Below are 4,276 nucleotides of genomic sequence, written 5' to 3'. Positions count from 1 at the left end.
TACAGTTGGCCGAAAGAACTGGCTGTTTTCAACTTCTACTAAAGGAGCTGAAGCAAGTGCAGCAGTATTCAGCCTGATTGAAACAGCTAAATCCAATAAACTTAATCCATACGATTATATTGAATTCATCATGGATTATTTACCTCAACAAGATCTGGTTGAAGATCCAGAAAGACTGGACTGGTTCTTACCATGGAGTGAAGAGATAAAAGAAGAATTTGAAATAAAAGCCGACTAAATTGATCATTGTATCAATTCAATCGACCTTTTTAAATACACTATTTTATTTGGCGCTTACAATGGATCTATGACAATATTCCAAGAAATACAACTGTAGTTGTTTACAATTAAAAAAATCAGTTCACTTTAACGTGAGCTGATTTTTTTTAATAATTTCTGCCAACGGCAAAACACATTACCTGATTTGTTTTATAGCCATTTGGTAATGTAGCCTCTACATAGATCCAATAGTTTCCTTTTTTTGGATACCAAGTTTGCCAGTTTGATGCTTTTTCATTACTTAAAGCAGTCCATTTCTTTGTATCTAAGTTATAAGATTTAAATGTAAATCTTACTCCTGTTGTATTTGTACTATAAGCTGTTCCAATATTGATTCTATCTGAGAATACTTGCCATGTAAATCCATTTAAAGATACATATGGAGCATAGTTTTTACCTACCGCAAAACACATTACTTGGTTTGTTGTATAACCATCTGGTGTTGTTGCTTCTACATAGATCCAATAGTTTCCTTTTTGGGGATTCCATGTTTGCCAGTTAGAAGTTTTATTTTCTCCTAATGTTACCCATTGATGTGTACTTAAATTATAAGATTTAAAAGTAAACCTTACATCAGTATTAGCTCCATAGGCTGTTCCAATAAGAATACGATCATCGTATACTTGCCATGTGAATCCTTTTAATGAGACATTCCCTTTTACCTTAACTTCACAACTTGTCTTCTTTCCATTGCATTCTGCATAAATCATTGCTATTCCTGGTTTGATTCCAACTACTTTTCCATTGTTAACAGAAGCAATACTTGAATCAGAAGAATACCATGAAACTGATTTATTATCTGTTGTATCTGATGGAGAATAACTTACATTTAAATTAGTACTATCATTTGGATTAATACTTACTGTACTTTTATCGAGTTGTATTGACGTCATTGGTGAAATAACCGCAACTGTTGTTGTAGCAACTTTACCATTACATCTTGCACTAATAGTCGCAAACCCAGGATTATTAGCTTTGATTTTTCCATTAAATACACTTACCACAGATGAATTACTTGAAGTCCAAGATATATTTTTATTATCTGTTGTATTTGATGGATTATAACTAACTGTAAGTGTTTTTTCTTCACCTTTTTTCATTGTAAAGTCTTTTTCGCTTAATGATATTGATTGTAATGGTGCTTGAATAACAACTTTACATCTTGCCACTTTGCCATTACTTGTTCTTACAACAATATTTGTTTGCCCTGGTCCAACTGCCGAAACCGTACCACTTTGAGATACTTTTGCAATATTTGTATTTTCAGATGACCATGTCACCGTATGATCTCCTGTTGCATTTTGAGGTAAAATCGTTTCTGTTAAAGTTTCATATCCACCTTGATTTAAATATAGAATTTCTTTGTTTAATTTTATATCAGTAATTGGATTATTATCTGTTACCTCAACCTCACAAGGAAGTTCAATGCCATTAACTGTATATGTAATAGTTGTTTTTCCTTGACCAACACCCTTTACATTTCCATTTGTATCAACAGTAGCAATACCCGTATTTGATGATCTCCAGCTTCCACCACTTCGACTAGCAATAAGTTGTTCACTATTGCCTACTGCAAGATTCATCGATGTTTTATTAAGTGTGTATTTATTAGTAATTCCTTTAATACGATAAGTTAACGCATTATTTCCTTCTCCTTGTTTGATCCAATTATTACCATTTTTCAACATGCAATATTCATTAGAATAGTCACATTGATATTGCACATCTAAAAAATTTGTATTTGTTTGATCTGCAAAAATATTTAATTGTTGTCCATATCGAGGTTCTATTACAATTGCGTAATAAGTTCCATTTTGTAATGAGATTTCTTTGTTCAATTGAACATAATTCATTCCCACATTTTGAATCGTTTCCTCTTGTTCAATTGCTAGTGTTCCTGCTATTGGATTATTAGGATCTTGAAGATTAGTATAAATCTTTAATTTATATGCCACTCCTATACTCTTACTTCCAATTGAAACTGCCGTAAGATTCTCCTTATCTTTCGTTACTTTATAGACATCTGCAATATTCGTATATGTTATAGATGCACTACATAATGGGTTTTGAGTCCCATCATATTGATAAATTCCTAAATGATCATTTTTTGTAAAGTCAAATGAATAAACATAACCTAATGAACTTTCTTCATAAGACATCCAAAAATAACCACTATCTCCAAAGCCAGGACCCCAACTATTTTTAATAAGCCATGCTCCATTCTCTGTAGGTTGGCTATTAAAATTTGTTTTATCGAAGTTATCATCCCAACCTACAATACTAATAGCATGATTTAATATATTTTTCTTATCTGGATTATAGTATGAATTCTTATTACCATAATAATTACCTTGATCATAATAAGTTGCAAAGACACTACCATTGTCGAAAATTGCTTGTTTAATTTGATCTTTATAATTTTGTGTATTATCTGAACAAATTAATTTACTATTTGTAAGTAAATATTTTGTATTATATTGGTCTGCTTTTGTTCCAGACATTCCATTATTTAAAAGGCTTTCTGGATATCCGCTTTCTTCAGCAAGACCAAAAGTGCTTAAAGCAAGTTCAACAGCACGAGGATCTGCACCAACACCAGCATAACCTTTAGGACTTGTCACAATAGTTCTATCCCCATCTGTATTACTGTAAGGATCTCCCGTATTGTTATACATATAATATGTAAGATGTGCTTCTGATAAATCAATATTTTTTGAAGCCATACCATGTTTTATAAGGTAACTTTCAGCAACGCTACACGCTGCATAAGCCCAACAATTGCCATTACTTCCTTGGTTTTTTACATCTGTTACGAACCCATTATCTACAGAGCTATATTTAGCTTGTAAGTTTGATCGTGCTCTTGATCTAGTATTTGAATTTGTAATAGGTGTATCAATGTGTTCATATTCTCTTGATGGCATTACTGTTGGTTCATAATTTTCATCTATAGCTAAAACATTTGTAATAGTTAATATAGGTGAAATTGAAACAAATAATGCCAAAATAAATTTTAATAGTCTTTTCTTCATAAATTTTCTCCCATATATAGGCTTATTTTATCATATTTTTTATATTTTGAGTAAAAAAAAGAAGGCAAATTGCCTTCTTAAATAAAATATTAGTTATTGATTAATTTATCTTCATCAGACCAAGAATATAATTTTCTGATTTCTTTTCCGACTTTTTCTGATTCATGTTCTGCAGCTAATTTTCTCATTGCTTTGAAATGCGCTTGTCCTCCTGCTTGAGACATGTCTAATAAGAAATCTTTTGCGAATGTTCCATCTTGGATATCTTTTAAGATTTGTTTCATTGCTTTCTTTGTATCTTCTGTTATGATCTTTGGTCCTGTAATATAATCTCCATATTCTGCTGTATTTGAAATTGAATATCTCATTCCTTCAAATCCTGATTGATAGATTAAGTCTACAATTAATTTCATTTCATGAATACATTCGAAGTATGCATTTCTTGGATCATATCCTGCTTCTACTAATGTTTCAAATCCTGCTTGCATTAAGGCACATACTCCTCCACATAAGACTGCTTGTTCTCCAAATAAGTCTGTTTCTGTTTCTGTTCTGAATGTTGTTTCTAGTACTCCTGCTCTTGCTCCTCCAATTGCTAGTGAGTATGCTAAAGCGATATCTTGTGCTTTCCCTGTGTAGTCTTGTTCTACGGCTACAAGACATGGTGTTCCTTTTCCTACTTGGTATTCACTTCTTACTGTATGTCCTGGTGCTTTTGGTGCAATCATTGTTACATCTACATTTTTTGGTGGTATGATTTGATTGAAATGAATATTGAATCCATGAGCAAACATGAGCATGTTTCCTTCTTCTAGATTTGGTTCAATTGATTCTTTATAAAGTTTTGCTTGTAATTCATCGTTGATTAAAATCATGATGATATCTGCTCTTTTTGCAGCTTCTGCTGAAGTATACACTTCAAATCCTTGTTCTTCAGCTCTTTTCCATGATTTTGATCCTTCGTA

3 protein-coding genes are annotated in these 4,276 nt (G+C 32.0%); 1 reads left to right on the top strand and 2 read right to left on the bottom strand.

Going from position 1 to position 4,276, the window contains the following annotated elements; genetic code table 11:
- Positions 1-238, top strand: a 238-nt coding sequence (locus C7U55_RS13290; RefSeq protein ID WP_146139625.1) for a transposase domain-containing protein, incomplete at its 5' end; no start/stop codon positions are given.
- Between the two features lie 148 nt (positions 239-386).
- Here the strand turns inward: C7U55_RS13290 and C7U55_RS13285 are convergent.
- Together C7U55_RS13285 and ilvC are read right to left on the bottom strand one after the other, a co-directional pair.
- Positions 387-3,311, bottom strand: coding sequence for an Ig-like domain-containing protein (locus C7U55_RS13285; RefSeq protein WP_106988950.1), 2,925 nt, complete (start codon positions 3,309-3,311; stop codon positions 387-389).
- A gap of 89 nt (positions 3,312-3,400) precedes the next feature.
- Positions 3,401-4,276 (bottom strand): ketol-acid reductoisomerase (gene ilvC, locus C7U55_RS13280; RefSeq protein ID WP_106987813.1); only part of this gene is annotated, 876 nt, incomplete at its 5' end.

This window comes from Faecalibacillus faecis (assembly GCF_003024675.1).
GTDB classification, from domain to species: domain Bacteria; phylum Bacillota_I; class Bacilli_A; order Erysipelotrichales; family Coprobacillaceae; genus Faecalibacillus; species Faecalibacillus faecis.
Note: the sequence above shows the minus strand (reverse complement) of the source record. Positions and strands in the feature narration are given on the sequence as shown.

Excerpts from the sequence above, each read along its gene's own strand:
- C7U55_RS13285 (WP_106988950.1), bottom strand. The coding sequence starts at position 3,311 with ATGAAGAAAAGACTATTAAAATTTATTTTGGCATTATTTGTTTCAATT.